Origin of the sequence: Mycobacterium talmoniae (genome assembly GCF_001854525.1) — a bacterium.
In the GTDB taxonomy this organism is placed as follows: Bacteria; Actinomycetota; Actinomycetes; order Mycobacteriales; family Mycobacteriaceae; genus Mycobacterium; species Mycobacterium talmoniae.
The window spans coordinates 1-17452 of sequence record NZ_MLQM01000025.1; the positions used below are offsets into that span (position 1 = coordinate 1).

Here is a 17452-nt window from a genome sequence, read left to right on the forward strand (position 1 = left end):
CGGTCGCGGCGCACCTGGGGTGGCTGGCGCTGCTGGTGGCGGGGGGCGCGGGTGCGGTGGTGGGCCGGCGCCGGCCAGAGCACGACAACGAGGGCACAGAAGGGTGAGGTGTTGTGGGTGAGTCCCCCGCGGAACCGACCGAAATGCGCCACGGGAGTGCGGTCATGAGCACGATCGAATCGCCGACCGTCTCACGGTCCCGGATCGTGGCGTGGGCGCTGTGGGATTGCGGCGCCACCGGCGTGAACGCCGTGGTCATCACGTTCGTGTTCTCCGTGTACCTCACCGGGGCGGTCGGTGAGGGGCTGCCCGGTGCCACCACGCCGGCCAGCTGGCTGGGCCGGGCACTGACGTTCGCGGGGCTGTTCGTCGCGTTCCTGGCGCCGGCGACCGGGGTCTGGGTCGACGCCCCGCACCGTCGCCGCACCGCATTGGCGATACTGACCGGCGTGGTCGTCGTCTTAACCGCCGCCATGAGCCTCATCAAAACCGACTACCACTACCTGTTGCCGGGTCTGCTCCTGCTGGCCTGCACCGCGGCGTGCAGCGACCTGGCGACGGTGCCCTACAACGCCGTGTTGAGCCAAATCTCCACACCGCGGAACATGGGGCGGGTCTCCGGGATCGGCTCGGCGTCGGGGTTTTTCGGTAGTGTGCTGTTGCTGCTGATCCTGTATTTCGGCTTCATCGACGGCGACGGCGACACCCGCGGCTTGTTCGGGCTGGCGGCGGCCGACGGCCAGAATGTGCGGGTGGCGATGGTGGTGGCCGCGGCATGGCTGGCGGTGTTCGCCGGCCCACTGCTGGCGTTGGTGCGCGCACCGGCCGCCGTCGACCCCCGACCGGCCGCCGGTATCGGTGGCGCCTATCGCGCGCTGTGGCGGGAGGTGAAGAGCGAGTGGCGACGTGACCACCACGTGGTCTACTACCTGCTGGCCAGCGCGGTGTTTCGCGACGGGCTGACCGGCATTTTCGCGTTCGGCGCGGTCCTCGGCGTCAGCGTGTACGGGGTATCGCAAGCCGACGTGCTCATCTTCGGTGTGTGCGTCAGCATCGTCGCCGCGATCGGCGCGGTGGTGGGCGGCCTGCTCGCCGACCGGGTGGGCCCCAAACCCGTCATCACCGGCTCGCTCACGCTCATGATCGCGATCGGAGTGGCGCTGCTGTGCGCCTCCGGGCCGCGGGCGTTCTGGATCTGCGGGCTGCTGCTGTGCCTGTTCGTCGGCCCCATCCTGGCCTCCGCGCGGGCGCTGATGCTGCGCATGTCCGCGCAGGGCAAGGAGGGAGTGGCGTTCGGCCTCTACACCACCACCGGGCGGGCCGCCTCGTTTTTGGCGCCCTGGATGTTCTTCACCTTCGTCGACCTGTTCGGCGCCGACCGGGCCGGCATGGGCGGCTTGTGCGCGGTCCTGGCGGCCGGCCTGCTGGCCATGCTGGCGGTGCGGGTGCCCCGCACCGCCAGCTAGGCCTCGCCGCCGCGATCGAGCACAACGTCGGGCTCGTCGCAGGACCGGCTACGCGCCCGACCGACCACGCCGTCGTGTCGGGAGGCGGTCGCGATCAGCTCGGCTCGCCGGCCGCCACGGCTTCCGCCTCGTCGGACGGCGCATCGGATTCCGCCTCGGCCGACGCTGACTCGCCCTGCGCCTCGGCCGATTCGGACTCCGCATCCGGCAACTGGTTGGCCAGGTACTCACCCAGCCCCCCGATGGTCGGATAGTCGAACACCGCGGTGGCGTTGATGGTGAACGCGCCACCGAACTGGCTGTGCAGCCGGTTGCGGAGTTCGACCGCCATCAGCGAGTCCGTGCCCAGGTCCAGGAACCGACTGGTTGCCGCGGGCGGTTGCGCCAGCCGCAGGAAGCCCTGCACTTCGCGCTGCAGGAACTCGGTGATGAAACTGGCGCGCTGGGCCACCGGGATCTCCTGCAGTTGCCGGAGCAACTCACTGTCGACCACCTCGGTCATCGCACTGGGCAGCACCAGATCCAGCATCGGCGGACGGGAACTGCCCAGCACCTTCGCCGCACGCGCCCAGTTGGCCTTGAGGACCGTTGCCTGCCCGGTTCCGTTGGCGACCACTTCGGCGAGCGCACCCAGTGCACCCGACGCATCCAGCGGAAGCAGACCCTGCGCACTGATATTGGCGCTGGCCGCCTCCGACGACGCCATACCGCCGCCGCCCCAGGGACCGAAGTTGATCCCGGTCGCCGGCAAGCCGTGCGCCTTTCGGTCCGCGATCAGACCGTCGAGCAACGCGTTGGCGGTCGAGTAGTTGGCCTGGCCCGGGGATCCGAGCAAGCTGGACACCGACGAGGACACGATGAAGAAGTCCAGCTTGTCGTCCCGCGTCAACCGGTCCAAGTGGAACGCACCGAACGCCTTGGGCGCCAACGTGGTCCGGAACCGGTCCAGGTCCTGCTGGTTGAGCAACGCGTCGTCGAGCACACCGGCCAGGTGCGCCACTCCCGCCAGCGGCGGCAACTCCGCGCGGATACGCTCGAGCAGCCTCTCGACCTCCGGCTCCTCACCGACATCGGCCGCAAAGGTGTGGACGCGGCACTTGTAGCGCTCGGCGATCTCCTCGATCGCACGTTGTGCCTCCGCATCCGGCTCACGCCGGCTGGTCAGCACGATGTCACCGGCCCCGAGCTGCGCCAGGTACGACGCCGTGTGCAGACCGATGGCACCGAGACCACCGGTGATCAGATAGCTCCGATCCCTGCGCGGCGCAAGCGGGTTCGGCATCTGGCAGACGATCTTGCCGATGTGCCGCGCCTGCTGCATGCGGCGAAACGCCGTCCGGGCCTCCGTCAGCGGGTAGATCTCGGCGGGCAGCGGCGTCCACTCGCCCTTTGCCAACCCGTCCGACACCTCGCTGAGCAAGGTGCGAATGCGCTCGGGTTCGGTGAACATCACCGTGTCCAACGCGACGATCTCGTAGGCGATGTCGGGTCGGGCCTCGGCCATCTGCTCATGCGTCCAGATGTCGCGCTTGGCGATCTCGGCGAAACGGCCGTTCTTGGCGGTGGCCCGGACGGTCGCCTCGACGAAACCTTCGCTGGTCAGGGAGTTGAGCACTACGTCCACACCCGAGCCGCCGGTATCCTCTAAGATCTGGTCGGCGAAATCGGTTGTCCGCGAATCGTACACATGCTTCACACCGAGCTTACGTAGCGTCGCCCGCTTGAAGGTGCTTGCCGTCGCGTAAACCTCTGCACCGTGCCGTTGCGCCATCTGGATGGCGGCCAACCCGACACCACCACTAGCGGCGTGGATGAGCACCTTGTCGCCGGGGTTCAGCTTCGCCCAGTCGAACGAGAGCCGGACCGTGAGCGCCGCGGCCGGAATGGTCGCTGCCTCAACCGCGCTCACCCCGTCCGGGATCGGCGCCAGGAACTGGGCCGGCACGTTGAACCGGGTGGCGAAAGCGCCCTGCATGGTGCCGTAGACCCGCTGGCCGACCGCCAGTCCGGTGACGCCCTCGCCCAATTGGGTGACGGTGCCGGCGAAGTCGCCGCCGACCGGGCCCGGGTCACCCGGATAGAGGCCCAACACGTTGAGCACATCGCGGAAGTTGAGGCCCGCGGCTTCGACCCGCACCTGCACATAGCCCTCGTCGGGCGGCGGCACGTCGGTCTCGGTCAGACGCAGGTTGTCGATCGCGCCGCGCTCGGTGGGGAGCAGGGCGTAATCGTCGGCGCGCGGCACGTTGAGATGACCACTACGCGACCACTGCAGCAACCGGGATGCCAACGCTTTTCCTTGGCGCAGAGCCAGTTCCGGTTCGTCGATCGGCGCAGCGAGTAGACCGGTCAGCAGCCTCACCGCCTCCGGCGAACCGTCGTGGTCGATGAGCTTGCTGCGCAGCCCGGGTTCCTCGTTGAGGATTGTGCGCCCGAGTCCCCACAACGCCGCCTGCACCGGGTCGACCGGCTCACCGGACTCGGTCGCCACCGCTCGTTCGGTGACGATCCACAGCCCGCCGGGCAGTTTCACCGAGTTGTCGGCCTGCGCGGTCTGCACGGCGCTCAGCAGGTTTTCGATCTCGGCTTCCAGCCGGGTGATCTGCTCTGCGGTCGACTCGTCGGCCTTTCGCCCGGCGCTCCGCCAGACGATGCCGGTGAACGGCATACCGCGCTCGTGCGCCTGGGCCAACAGCTGGCCCAGCAGCTCGGAGTCGTTCGCCCGGTCGCACGGGATGCAGCCCGGCAGCGCGGCCGCCAGTTCACCGAATCCGGCGACCAGCCATGTACCGCTGGGGGTTCCGGCGTCTTCGCTAGTTGGGGCAATAGGCACCTCGTGCCAGCCAAGCGTGTACAGCAGCCGAGTGGCGTCGCCACCGAGCCCGCGCAGCAAGGCCTCTCGGGGCGCACGTTTGACGGTGAACTCCCGGATTCCGCCCAAGTGACGGCCATCCCGGTCGACGAAATCGAGGTCGAAGACCTGAGTTTCGGCGTTGAGTTCGCTGGCGTGCCACTTGGCACGGCAGTAGAACCGGCGCGGCATCTTCTCGGCCAGCATCACTTGCCCGTAGCGCAGCGGCAGGAACAGGTCATTGACGCCCTGTTCGGCCGCACGAAGCGCGGGGAACGCCGGGAAGGCGACCCCGGTGCACAGGTCCATCAGGACCGGATGCATCGGCTCGGTCCCGAGCTGCTCGGAAAGTTCTTCACCGACCGAGATGTCGCCGATCGCCTCGCCTTCGCCGAGCCACAGCGACTTCAGCGAACCGGACCAGTTCGGCCCCCAGGACAGCTCCATGTCCGCGAAGGTCTCGAACAGCTCCTGCGGACGCATCCGCTCCATCCGCTCGATGGCCGCGTCGACGGGATCCGCCTGCTCGGGTGTCGCCTCGTCGTCGGCACCGGACACCGCGGTGCCGTCGGCGTTCAACGACCAATCAGCGTCGCGAACACCATAGGGGCGGCTGTGCACCTGGAATTTCCAGCCCGCACCGTCCTCGAGCGGATGCAACGTCAGCTGCACCTCGCGGGAATCCTTTTCCGGCAGGATGATCGGCTCGTAGAAGAAGACGTCCTTGACCCGGGCCGGCGGTCCAAGGGCGGCCAGGGCCATCGCCGCATACGTCGCGCCCGGTACGACGACGGTGCCATAGATGACGTGGTCGGAAAGCCACGGCTGCGACCTGACGGACAGCCTGCTGGTGTACACCGAGTCCCCGGAGGCCAGATCCTTGGCGCTGCCGAGCAGCCCGGACGTCGCCGGACCGTCAACGGTGATCGCGGAGGCCTTGGGCCAGAACCGCCGACGCTGGAACGGATAGGTGGGCAGTTCCAGTCTGCGGCGCGACTGACGATGCAGTGCAGCGAAGTTCGGCCGGTGGCCGCTGACGTAGGCCGCGGCCAGTGCTTCGGCGATCTGACGCCGGTCGCCGATGCCCTTGCGCAGCGAAACGATCGCCCGCGGCGCGGCCAGATGTTCCGGCCACACCTGCACCGCGGCCCCGGTCAACACCGGTTGCGGACCGATCTCCATCAGCACCGAGCAGCCCAGCGCCGCCACGGTGCGCACGCTTTCGGCGAACTGCACCGGCTGGCGGGAATGCCGACGCCAATATTGCGCGTCGAGTGGGGTGTCCGCGGTGAGCACCGTGCCGGTGCGGTTGCAGACCAGCGGCAACGTCGGCGCGGCGAACTGCATCCGTGCCGCGTAGGACTCGAATTCGCCGAGCACCGGCTCCAGCAACTCGGAGTGGAAGGCGTGGCTGGTTTCCAACCAGCTGCAGCGGATTCCGTCGTTGCCAAATCGGTCGACGATCTGTTCGAGGTCTTCACCGGGGCCCGACAGCACCGTGTTCGGGCCGTTGTAGGCCGCGACCGACACCCGCGGGAATTCGGTGGCGACTTCCTCGACCTGCTTGGGGTCGGTGAACACCGCCACCATTCGGCCGCCGTCGGGCAGGCTGCCGAACAACCGGCCGCGCTCGGCCATCAGCCGTGCCCCGTCCTCGAGGCTAAAGACCCCGGCCACGCAGGCGGCCGCGTACTGGCCGACGCTGTGCCCCAGCACCACATCGGGCTCGATGCCCCACGACTGCCACAGCCGGGCCAGACCCATCTCGACGGCGAACAGCGCCGGCTGCGCAAACGAGGTGTGCTTGAGGGTTTCACCGGCCTCACCGCCGGTTTCGCGGTCGGTGGCGAACAGCACCTCCAGCAGCGGGCGCGCCAGGATCCCGTCGACCGCGTCCGCGCAGCGTCGCACGGTGTCGGCGAAAACCGGTTCGGCGTCGAACAACTCGCGCGCCATCCCCGGATGCTGGCTGCCCTGCCCGGTGAACAACCACGCCGTCGTCGGCCGGTCGGTGCACTCGCCGCGCACCACGCCGGGGCGCAGCCGGTTCTCGGTCAACTCGGCCAGGCCGTCGCGGGCGCTTTGAACCGAATCCACGACCAGCGCGGCCCGGTGTTCGAAATGCGAACGCCCGACCCCGGCGGTGCGGCACACATCGGCGATGTCGGCCTCGGGCTGGTTGTCCAGCCAGGAGCCGTACCGCTGCGCCAACGCCACCAGCGCCTCCGGTGACCGACCCGACAGCGCCAGCACATTGACCGTCTCGTCGCGTCCGTCCGTCTCCGGCGCCACCACCGCCGCGTCGTCGTCGGCGGCGGGTTCGTCGGGGCTCGCCGGTTGCGCCGGCGCCTCCTCGATCAGCACGTGTGCGTTGGTGCCGGTGAACCCGAAGGAACTCACGCCCGCGCGCCGCGGCCTGCCGTTGGCCTGCCACGGCGTCGACTTGTCCACCACCTGCACCGGCAGCGAATCCCACGGGATATGCGGCGACGGGTTGTCGAAGTGCAGGCTCTGCGGCAGCACCCCGTGCTGCAGCGACAACACGACCTTGATCAGACCGGCGGCCCCGGACGCCGACTCGAGGTGACCGATGTTGGTCTTCACCGATCCCATCAGCAACGGCCGGTCCGCATCGCGGGCGGCGCCATAGGCGGCCGCGGCCGCCTGCACCTCGATCGGGTCACCCAACGGGGTGCCCGTCCCGTGGGCTTCAAGGTAGTCCACATCGCCGCCGGCGAAACCGGCGCGGGCCAGCGCCGTGCCGATAAGGCGTTGCTGTGCACCACCATTGGGCACGGTCAAACCGCTGGACGCGCCGTCCTGGTTGACCGCGCTGCCCGGGATCACCGCGGCAACGCGGTCGCCGTCGCGCACCGCATCGCTGAGCCGCTTGAGCACCAAGATCCCGCAACCCTCGCTGCGCACATAGCCGTCGGCCGAGGCGTCGAAGGTCTTGCATCGTCCGACGGGCGACAGCATCCTCGCCCGGGAGGCCGCCACCACGGTGACCGGACTCAGCAAGACGTTCACACCGCCGGCCAACGCCAGATCGCAGTCACCGGAATGCAATGCCTGGCAGGCCTGATGGACGGCTACCAGCGACGAACTGCACGCCGTGTCGACCGCCACCGCCGGTCCTTCCAGCCCGAGCGCGAAGGCGACCCGACCGGAGATGGCGTTGAGCGCGTTGCCGGTGATGAAGTAGGGCTCGATCTTGTCGATCGATTCGGCGGACAGCAGGTGGGCATATTCGTTGGCGGCCACCCCGGCGAAGATGCCGGTTCGGCTGCCGCGCAACTCCGCCGGCGAGTAGCCGGCCCTCTCGAGTGCCTCCCACACCGTTTCGAGCATCAGCCGCTGCTGTGGCTCGATCCAGACGGCCTCGCGCGGAGAAATGCCGAAGAATTCCGGATCGAATCCGTCGATTCCGTCGAGGAATCCGCCGAAGCGGGTGTAGGTCTTGCCCGCCGTATCCGGGTCCGGGTCGTAGAACTCGTCGATGTCGAAGCGGTCCTCCGGGACTTCCCGGATCGCGTCGACGCCGCCGGACAACACCTCCCAGAACGCTTCCGGGTTGGGGGCACCCGGGAACCGGCACGACACCGCCACGATGGCGATCGGCTCGTCGGTGCGCGTTGCCGCTGCCGCCGGTTGAGCCCGCGACTTCGCGGATCCCTGCTCACCGAGTTCGAGCACGTCGCCGAGTAGGTAATCCACCACGTCGGACAGCCGGGGGTAGTCCATCGCCAGGGTGGCCGGGATCTCTTTGCCGACGCCTTGCTCGATGCGGCGTCGCAATTCGACGGCCATCAGCGAATCCATGCCGAGGTCGAAGAATCCGGCGTCCTCACGGATCTCGGCGGAATCGACACGCGTCACCTCGGCGACCGCGTTGCGCAGGTAATCCGTCAACAGCTTCTTGCGCTGCTGCACCGGCGCGTTGGTGAGCCGCTCCACCAGCTCGGTCTTCCCGGATGCCGTCGGCACCGGCGCCGTACCGGGCACCTCGCCTTCCAGCTCCGCCAGGAATGCGCGCCGGCCCGCTTGCTGGTACAGCGGCAGGAAGCGCGCCCAGTCGATCCGGGCCACCACGCCCTGTGGGGCGGAAGCGGCGATCAGATCGGCCATCCCCGCCAGCGCATCCGCCGGCGACAAGGTCCGGATCCCGCGCTGATCCAGCCGCGCCCGAGCCTCCGCGTCGGCCATCCCCGCCGACCACGGACCGAAGTTGACGCTGATCCCCGGGACGCCGCGCTCGCGCAGCCGCCAGGCCAGCCCGTCGAGGAAGGCGTTGGCCGCGCCATAAGCGGTCTGACCGAATCCGCCCCACACCGAGGCGATCGAGGAGGTGCTGAGGAAGAAGTCCAGCTGCAGCTCCGCCGCCGCTTCGCTCAAATGCCAAGCACCCCACACCTTCCCGGCGAACACCCGATCCACTTCGGCGTCGTCGAGGGTGCTCAGCGGGGTGGTGCCGATCTCGCCGGCGGCGTGGACGATACCGGCCAACGGCGGCAGTTCGGACCGCACGGTGGCCAACAGGCGCGCGACGTCGTCCGCGTCGGCGACATCGGCCGCCACGACCCGGACGTCGCAACCGTGCTGATCGCGTAACGCGTCAATGCGACGCTGGGCGGCCTCGCTGGGCGCGCGTCGGCTGGTGAGCACCAGCTGGCGGGCGCCGTGCGCGGCCAGGTACCCGGCGATTTCCAGCCCGAGCGAACCCAGCCCTCCGGTCACCAAATACGTTGCGTCATCACGCAACGCCAGCGGCGTGGCGCTGGCCGGCTCGACGCGGCGCACCAGCCGGGGCACGTAGACCGCTTGATCCCGCAGCGCGACTTGGTCTTCGCGGCGCGGTTCGGCCGCCACCTGGTTGATCAACCGGGACCATTCGTCGGCGGTACCGTGCGCCAGATCCGCCAGTCCGCCCCACACTTGCGGGTGCTCCAGCGAGGCGGCCCGGCCGAATCCCCACAGGCAGCTCTGCTCCGGTGACACGGTGTCGGTGTCGATGACGCGTTGTGCGCCGCGGGTCACCAGCCAGATGGGTGTGCGCAGTTCCGCGGCCGCCGCGGCACGGAAGACCCGCCGTGTTCCACCTAGAACCCGCCGCTGCATCCGCGCCAGCGCGTCCGTCGACGATGCCGCATCGGAGTCGAGCGCCGCGACGTGCAGAATGCGCAACGCCGGTTCTTCTGCGGCCGCCGCGCGTAGCGCGGCCTCGAGCTGTTCCTCTTCCGCGTCGGACGTCGGCAACCCGTGGATCCGATGCCGATGCCCGCGTGCGGTCAGCGCGTCTACCAGAGGCTGCAGCGCGTCGGCGTCATCGCCGATGAGCAGCCAGCCAGATCCCTCGCCGCCGTCCGCCTCCGAGCTGGCGGATTTCTCCCAGCGGAACTCGTAGCGCGCATCCGCGATCGACTTCGTCTTGCGCTGCTGGTTGTGTTGTGCGGCAAGCTTTGTCAGCACATTGAGGGTCTGCTGGTCGCCGCCGGAACCGTCCAGCAGGGCCGCGAGTTCCTCGATCCGGCCGTCCTCAAGCAGACGGACGGCTTCGGAGCTCGCGCCGAGGTGTTGTTGTTGGTTGGGGCGTTCCCGGTTGTCTCGGAACCAGTACTGGCGATGCTCGAACGGATAGGTGGGCAGGTCAAGCTTTTGCACGTGCCCAGGTCGGACGGCGCCGAAGTCCGGCAGGTGGCCCAAAACGTAAGCGTCGGCAAGGGCTTCGGTGATCTGGCGGTGGTCGGCGGTGTTGCGGCGCAATGATGCGATCGCCCGCGGTGCCGTCGCCGGGTCCGGCCAGGCCCGCAGGGCCGCGGCGGTCAGCACCGGTTGCGGGCCGATCTCCAGCAGCACCTTGCAGCCCAGGTCGGCCAGCGTCCGCACGCTCTTGGCGAATTCCACCGGCTGGCGCGCGTGGCGACGCCAGTAGTTGCCATCCAGTTTCACGCTCCGCCCGATCGCGGAACCGGTGCGGTTGCACACCAAAATCCGTTGCGGCGAGCTGTAGGTGAACTGGTCCGCGTACGACTCGAACTCGTCGAGGATCGGATCCAGCAGCGCCGAATGGAAGGCGTGGCTGGTGTCCAGCCGGTCGCACCGGACGCCGTCGGCTGTCAACCGGGCCACCGCCTGGTCCAGATCCTGTGCGGGTCCCGACAGTACGGTGTTAGCCCCGTTGTAGGCAGCGACTGACAGCGTTGGGAACTCGTCGGTCAGGGCCTCGACACGCTCGGCTGCGGCAAACGCGGCGACCATCCGACCGCCGGCGGGCAAGCTGCCGAATAGACGTCCGCGCTCGGCCATCAGCCGCGCGCCGTCTTCGAGGCTGAACACGCCCGCGACGCAGGCCGCCGAATACTGGCCGACGCTGTGGCCGAGCACCACATCGGGGTCGAAGCCCCATGACTGCCAGAGGCGGGCCAGGCCCATCTCCACCGCGAACAAGGCGGGCTGGGCGTAAGAGGTCTGCCGCAGCGTCTCTTCGCTATTGGGGCCATCGGTATCGAAAATGACGTCCAACAGTGGACGTTCGAGCACGTCAGCGACCACTTCCGCGCAGCGGGTCAGCGTCTCGGCGAACACCGGTTCGGTGTCGAAGAGTTCGCGGGCCATGCCCGGGTATTGACTGCCTTGACCGGTGAACAGCCACGCCGTTTTCGGCGTGTCATCGGATACTCCGCGCACCAGGCCGGGTGCCGGGCGGTCGTCGGCGAGCGCGCCTAGCAATTCGCTGGCAGATTCCTTGGAATTGACTACCAGCGCGGCCCGGTGTTCGAAGTGGGCTCGCCCCGCCCCGGCGGTAAAGCACACGTCGTCCAGCGTGGCCTCCGGGTGCGCGTTGAGCCAGGTGCGGTATTGATCGGCGATCTGCACCAATGCGGCGGGCGTGCGCGCCGAGAGCGGAAGAATGTTGAACCGTCGGTCCGCGGGTGCCGCCGCCGGGCGTGGCAACACAGCGGGCTGACCCGCTGGAACAGGTGCTTCCTCCAGGATGACGTGCGCGTTGGTCCCGGCGAACCCGAACGAGCTGACTCCCGCGATACGGGGCCGGCCATTGCGTTCCCAGGGCGTGGCCTCCTGCACGACCTGCACCGCAAGTCGGTCCCAGGGAATGTGCGGCGACGGGTTCTGGAAGTGCAGGTGTTGCGGCAGCAACTCGTTCTCCAGCGCCAGGATGACCTTGATGACACCGGCGATCCCCGCGGCGGCTTCCAGGTGCCCGATGTTGGTCTTCGCCGAGCCGATCAATAGCGGCTGGCTCGGGTCGCGTCCCGCGCCGAGCACCGCACCCGCGGCCTGGGCCTCGATCGGGTCACCCAGCGAGGTCCCGGTCCCGTGCGCCTCTAGGTATCCGACGTCGCTGGGCGCGAGACCGGCCCGCTTCAGTGCGTCGGCGATAACCCGTTGTTGAGCAACGCCGTTCGGTACCGTTAAGCCACCCGATGCGCCGTCCTGATTGATCGCGCTGCCCCGGATGACCGCCCGAATCCGATCGCCGTCGCGGATCGCATCCTCAAGCCGCTTGACGACAATAACGCCGCACCCCTCGCCACGCACATAGCCGTCGGCGGCCGCGTCGAACGTCTTGCACCGGCCGTCGGGCGCGAGCATGTGGGCATTGGAGAACGTGATCATGGTCGCCGGGGTGAGCAGGACGTTCGCGCCGCCGGCCAGCGCCAGGTCGCATTCCCCTAAGCGCAGCGCTTGGCACGCCTGGTGGATAGCCACCAACGACGAGCTGCACGCCGTGTCGACCGCGACCGCCGGGCCCTGTAACCCCAACCGGTAGCTGATCCGGCCCGCTGCGGCGGCGTTCGACGTCCCGATTGCCATATAGGCTTCGATCTCGGGATAGGTCAGCTCACCGGACGCCATGCCCAGGTAGTCGTGGGTGGCCAGACCGACGAACACGCCGGTGTTGGTGTTCGCCAAAGCCGTTGGCGCGGTGCCCGAATGCTCGACCGCCCGCCACGCTGTCTCCAGCAGGAGTCGATGCTGCGGGTCCAATAACCGGGCCTCGCGCGTCGACATCCCGAAGAACGGCGCGTCGAACCCCGTCACGTCATCGACGAAACCTGCCCGACGGGTGACCACCTTCCCGGGCGCGCCGGGTTCCGGGTCGAAGAATTCGTCGGCGTCCCACCGGTCCTCGGGCACCTCGGATATCGCATCCCGCCCGTCGCGGAGCACTTCCCAAAACTCACCCGCATCGGCCGCACCCGGAAAGCGCGCCGCGTAGCCGACGATCGCGAAGCCCGATGACGAGTCGTTCAGGTCCTGCATGGATGCCATGCCGTTGTCCTCCCTGCCTAGGTCGGTCCAGATTCGCTCCCCCGCAGGCGGCCCGGTCGCCCAACAGAATCCCCGCCGGCGGCCAGTATTGCAAGGGTCACGTCGGCCCGAGAACCTATCGCCAGGTAAGGCCGTTGGCCCGCGTCCCACGCCGAGCCGCTCCATCTTCACCGGCCCCGGATCCGCGAGTTGGCGCCTGTGCATCCACACATGCCCCGCGACAGTGACCGCTAAGCAGGTTATCCTGACCCCGGGTCGGGAGCCCGTCAAGCCGAGGAGAGGGAAGTTTTGCGCATCGGGAAAATTACGGTCGGCTCACTCGATGAATGGACACTGACCCCCGGCTCTGTCACCTCCTGGCACCCGACGACCGCGGCGGCCGAGAAGGCCCGACAAGCGCCGGTCAGCTCCGTGCCGATCAGCTACATGCAGAACCAACATCTGCGTAATTACCACGAGCAAACCGCCGCGGGCCAGGGCTTTTCGCGGCAGATCATCGCTACCTGTGACGTCCCGGGGCAGTGCGATGTTCCCGCGATGAACCACGCCCTCAACACCTACCTGCGTCGGCATGACACGTTCCGCAGTTGGTTCGAAGACACCGGCAATGGCGAGTTCATCAGGCGTGCCATCACCGATCCGGCCGATATTGAGTTCGCGCCGGTCGATCACGGCACCATGACGGTCGACGAAATACGCGCCCACGTGGTGGACATCCCGAATCCGCTGGAGTGGGGTTGTTTCACCTTCGGGATCATCCAATGCGAGAACCACTTCAGCTTCTTTGCGGCCATGGATCATGTCCACGGGGACGCGACGTTGATCGGCACCACGATGCTGGAAGCCAATGGCATGTATTCGGCGTTGAGCGGCGGTGGTGCGCCCCTTACACTGCCCGATGCCGGCAGCTTTGACGATTTCTGTGTCCGCGAACGCGAGTACACCTCGGAGTTGACCGTGGATTCGCCCGGGGTACGCGCATGGATTGACTTCGCCGAAAACAACAACGGAAGCTTTCCTGAATTTCCGCTGCCGCTGGGTAACCCGTCGGAGTCGACCAGCAGTGCCATGACCTCCGAAGTCCTGATGGACCCAGCACAGACGGAGCGATTCGAATCAGCCTGCACGGCGGCCGGCGCGCGGTTTGTCGGCGGCCTGTTCGCCTGCCTCGCCCTGGTGGAACACGAGTTCACCGGTGCTCTCACGTATTACGGGCTTACCCCGAGGGATTCCCGCACCGCCGCGGACAATTTTATGACGCAGGGCTGGTTTACCGGCTTAATCCCGATCACCGTCCCTATCGCGGCGACGTCCTTCGCCGAGGCCGCATGGGCCGCACAGACCTCTTTCGATTCCGGTCTGGACATGGCGAAGGTGCCGTATTACCGCGTACTGGAATTGGCGCCGTGGTTGAACTGGCCACAGCCAAACTTTCCGGTGTCGAACTTCTTGCATGGCGGCGCCGCTCCGCTCAACGCGATTCTTGCGGCCGCCGACATGGGCCTGGCGAACAATATCGGGATCTATCCGGACGGCCGGTACTCGTATCAGCTGACCATCTATATCTTCCGGTACGGCGAGGGCACGGTCATGGCGATCATGCATCCCGACAACCCGGTCGCTGAGAAATCAGTGACCCGCTACATGGAGGCGATGCGGTCCGTGTGCATGCGGGTCGCCGATAGCGGGCATTGGGGACGCGTCGCGTAGTGTCGAGCGATTCCGTGGCTTGCGCCATTCCGAAACGCGCGATTTCCAACGAAATTGCGCAGTTTGACTGCAGCGTCAGCCGGTGTCGCTGGCGGGTGCACGCGGCTGCGCCGACCGGGGTGAGGGCAATATGCGACGGCTAGCCGATTTTGTGGTGCGGTGGCCCTGGGTCGTCGTCGGGGTCTGGGTGGCGATCGCAGTCGCGCTACCCCTGTCGGTCCCCTCGCTCAACGAGATGTCCCAGCGGCATCCGCTCGCGATCTTGCCCAGCGACGCGCCATCGAGCGTGGCCGCCCGAAAGATGACCGAGGCGTTTCACGAGTCGGGCTCGGAAAACCTGCTGCTGGTGGTCCTGACCGATGACAAGGGGCTGGGCCCCGCCGATGAAGCCGCTTATCGCAAAATTGTGGACGAGCTGCGCGCGGACACCCGAGATGTGTTGATGTTGCAGGATTTCATCGGCACGCCCCCGCTGCGTTCGGTCGTGACCAGCAAGGACAACAAGTCCTGGGTGCTGCCGGTCGGCGTGGCCGGCGAGTTGGGCACGCCACGGTCCTATGACGCATTCACCCGAATCGGCGACATCGTCAACCACGCCGTGGACGGCACGCCCCTGACGGCAAACCTCACCGGTCCGGCGGCCACCGTCGCCGACCTCACCGTCGCGGGCGACCGGGATCGGATGCCCATTGAGCTGGCGATCGGCGTTATGGTGCTGATCGTCCTGCTGGTGATTTACCGCAGCGTGGTCACCATGCTGCTGCCGTTACTCACGATCGGGCTCTCCCTGGTGATCGCCCAGGCGGCGGTGGCCGGATTCTCCCAGGTGACCGGCTCGGGGGTCTCGAATCAGTCCATCGTATTTCTTAGCGCGATAATGGCGGGTGCCGGAACCGATTACGCGGTCTTTCTGATAAGTCGGTATCACGACCATTTGCGGTCGGGAGCGGATTTCGATCAGGCGGTCAAGGGGGCAATGGGCTCGATCGGAAAAGTGATCGCCGCATCCGCGGCCACCGTCGGAATCACTTTTCTGGTCATCAGCTTCGCCCGAATGGGCGTGTTCAAGACGGTCGGAACGTCGTCGGCGATCGGGATCGGCGTGGCATTCCTGGCCGCCGTGACGTTGCTGCCGGCGATTCTGGCGATCGCCGGGCCACGGGGCTGGGTCAAGCCCCGACGGGAGTTGACCGCGCGGTTCTGGCGGCGTTCGGGCATCCGCATTGTGCGCCGGCCGAAGGTTCATCTGCTTGCCAGTGTGCTGGTCTTGATCGCCCTGGCCAGCTGCGCCGGGTTTGTGCGCTATAACTACGACGATCGCAAGGCCCTGCCGTCTTCTGCGCCGAGTTCCCTCGGATATGCCGCGCTGGATCGGCACTTCCCGGTCAATCAGTCGATTCCGGAGTACATCCTCGTCCAATCGCCGCATGATTTGCGCACGCCGCAGGCCCTGGCCGACCTGGAACAAATGGCACACCGAGTGAGCCAACTGCCGAATATCGCCGCGGTCAGCGGCATCACTCGTCCCACCGGAGCCGTGCCCGAAGAATTCAAGGCCACCTATCAGGCGGGCGCCATCGGCACGTTCCTGGCCGACGGATCCAGCCTGATCAACGACCACACCTCGGACCTCAACCGGCTCACCGAAGGGGCCGGCACACTGGCCGACAACCTCAGCCACGTGCGCGGCCAAGTCACCCAGCTCGCCGCCAGCGTCCAAAACTTGGCCGACTCCTTCTCCTCGGTGAAAAACCAGCAGAGCGGCGACACCTTGGTCAAGGAGGTCGACACCGCAGCCAAGCTCGTCGACCACGTCAACTCGCTCAGCAATGCGATGGGCTGGAACTTTACCGCCGGCAAGAACCTGTTCGCCTGGATCGGCCCGGTGTTGACGGCGCTGCAGGGCAACCCGGTCTGCGATCTCGATGAATCCTGCAGCGCCACCCGCGGCGCGTTCGAACGGCTCACCGGTGGGCGCGATCAGGAAGACCTCGACGCGATCAGCGAGCTGGCCGGGCAACTGCAGGCAATCCCGGACAAGAAGTCCCTGAACGCATCGATACAGCGGGTGCGTGGTGCACTGAGCAACCTCACCCAGGTGATGCATTCGATGGGCATGGACCAGCCCGGCGGCCTGCAGGCCAACCTGGGCAGCATGCAAGATGGCGCGAACAAGGTCGCCGGCGGGAGCCGGCAAGTCGCCGACGCGGTGGCACAGCTCGTCGACCAGGTCAAACAGATGGGTGCCGGGCTTGATCAGGCGTCGGCGTTTTTGTTGTCGCTGAAACATGACGCGGCACAACCGGGAATGGCCGGGTTCAATGTCCCGGCCCAGGTGCTGCACTTAGACGAGTTCACGAAGGCCGCCAAGGTATTCATTTCGCCGGACGGCCATTCGGCGCGTTACCTGGTGCAAACCAAACTCAATCCGTTCAGCAGCGAAGCCATGGATCAGGTCAACGCCATCGGTGAGACCGCTCGGGCAGCTCAACCGAATACCGCGTTGGCGGACGCCAAGATATCGATGGCGGGGTACACCGTCAGCCTGCGGGACACCCGCGACTACTACGGACACGACATCCGGTTCATCATCGCCGCGACCCTCATCGTCGTGTTACTGACCTTGATCGCACTGCTGCGCGCGATCGTCGCGCCGCTGTACCTCGTGGCGTCCGTGGTGATTTCGTACCTGTCGGCGGTGGGCATCGGCGTGCTGGTATTTCAATTCCTTCTCGGCCAACAATTGCACTGGAGTGTGCCGCCGCTAGCATTCGTGGTGTTGGTCGCGGTGGGCGCCGACTACAACATGCTGCTCGTCTCACGAATGCGTGACGAGTCGCCGCATAGCGTGCGTTACGGCGTTATTCGCACCTTGAGTTCGACCGGCGGTGTGATCACCGCGGCGGGTCTGATCTTCGCTGCCTCGATGTCTGGTCTGTTGTTCTCCAGCATCGGCACCGTGGTGCAGGGCGGTTTCGTGATCGGGGTGGGAATCTTGCTGGATACCTTCTTGGTTCGCACCGTGACGGTGCCCGCCATTGCTGCCCTGGTGGGGCGGGCGGCCTGGTGGCCGTCACGACTGGATTCGCGACGGCCGCTGGCGCGGTCGGCGGCCGGAGAGGGTTAGCGC

At 67.2% G+C, this 17452-nt stretch carries 4 protein-coding genes; 3 read left to right on the plus strand and 1 reads right to left on the minus strand.

The genetic code is table 11. The features are described 5' to 3' along the window. The first annotated feature begins 164 nt into the window (after positions 1-164). Entirely contained in the window at positions 165-1466 is a 1302-nt protein-coding gene (locus tag BKN37_RS07330) for an MFS transporter (RefSeq protein WP_071023901.1), read from the plus strand. 94 nt (positions 1467-1560) lie between these two features. Here the strand turns inward: BKN37_RS07330 and BKN37_RS07335 are convergent, their stop codons facing one another. Further along, complete coding sequence (locus BKN37_RS07335) at positions 1561-12612, minus strand: type I polyketide synthase (RefSeq protein WP_071023903.1); 11052 nt, start codon at positions 12610-12612, stop codon at positions 1561-1563. A gap of 288 nt (positions 12613-12900) precedes the next feature. Between BKN37_RS07335 and BKN37_RS07340 the strand changes: the two genes are divergently transcribed. Beyond that, positions 12901-14322, plus strand: coding sequence for a condensation domain-containing protein (locus tag BKN37_RS07340; protein WP_083341643.1), 1422 nt, complete (start codon positions 12901-12903; stop codon positions 14320-14322). A gap of 130 nt (positions 14323-14452) precedes the next feature. After that, positions 14453-17449, plus strand: coding sequence for an MMPL/RND family transporter (locus tag BKN37_RS07345; RefSeq protein ID WP_071023952.1), 2997 nt, complete (start codon positions 14453-14455; stop codon positions 17447-17449). Positions 17450-17452 lie beyond the last annotated feature (3 nt).